1 protein-coding gene is annotated in these 672 nt (G+C 48.2%); it reads left to right on the top strand.

Features of this window, described 5'->3' with window-relative positions:
* On the top strand, positions 1-621 hold a 621-nt coding region (locus R8N47_RS25590), incomplete at its 5' end, for a slipin family protein (protein WP_318186152.1).
* Positions 622-672 lie beyond the last annotated feature (51 nt).

Genomic DNA, 672 nt, shown 5'->3' with positions numbered 1-672 from the left:
ATGGTGCGTGTTGATTTACGAACCATTGTGCTGGATGTGCCAACACAAGATTTGATCACAAAAGATAACGTCTCTGTGCGCGTTAACGCGGTGGTGTATTTTCGCGTGGTTGACCCACAAATGGCAATCAACAATATTGAAAGTTACAGCGATGCCACCAGCCAGTTAGCACAAACAACGCTGCGATCCGTGCTGGGCCAACACGAGTTGGATGAACTGCTATCCGAACGAGAACGACTCAACAAGGATTTACAGTCCATTCTCGATCAACAAACCGACGATTGGGGCATTAAAATCTCCACCGTCGAAGTCAAACACGTCGATTTGAACGACAGCATGGTTCGCGCGCTGGCTCGCCAAGCCGAGGCGGAACGTAACCGCCGAGCGAAAGTGATTCACGCAACGGGTGAATTGGAAGCGTCGAACAAACTGAAAGAAGCCGCAGAAATGCTAAACGAAGCGCCAAACGCGCTGCAATTACGCTATATGCAGACCTTAACCGAAATTACGACGGACAAAACCTCAACCATCATCTTCCCAATGCCAATTAATTTGGTCGAAGCGGTGACGGACATTGCCAACGCCGTTAAAAAGAATCAGGGGCAGGATAAAGAAGAATAGCCACATTAATTTTCAAATAAGGGCGGAAGCGGCTTTGGTTTAACTTGAGCG

The organism is Vibrio sp. 2132-1, from assembly GCF_033344315.1.
This window is presented reverse-complemented; position numbering and strand designations above follow the sequence as displayed.